Source organism: Undibacterium sp. Ji83W, from assembly GCF_049340385.1.
In the GTDB taxonomy this organism is placed as follows: Bacteria; Pseudomonadota; Gammaproteobacteria; order Burkholderiales; family Burkholderiaceae_D; genus Undibacterium.
This window is the reverse complement of the sequence record NZ_JBMPOZ010000089.1, coordinates 1-214: the sequence shown is the minus strand read 5'-3', so window position 1 is coordinate 214 and position 214 is coordinate 1. Positions and strand designations below refer to the sequence as shown.

General features: G+C 54.2%; 1 protein-coding gene. It reads right to left on the bottom strand.

Annotation, left to right across the window (positions count from 1 at the left end; all coding sequences use genetic code 11):
* On the bottom strand, positions 1-214 hold a 214-nt coding region (locus ACO0LD_RS31870), incomplete at both ends, for a hypothetical protein (protein WP_423013560.1).

Genomic DNA, 214 nt, shown 5'->3' with positions numbered 1-214 from the left:
ATGCCGTTGCCAGTCAGGTCCTGGATGTTGCCACCGGTGATGACGCTGTTCCAGTCGTCTGCTGCAGCAAGATTATAAGTTGTGGAACTGCTGGCGGAAGATGTGCCGTTTTTATTGAGCAAGGCATCCACGGCAGCGATATCGGCACCGGCTAGCGTGAAGATAAAGCTGGTGTCTGATGTGACTTCGACGTTGCCGGTGGTCGAAAGCGTAC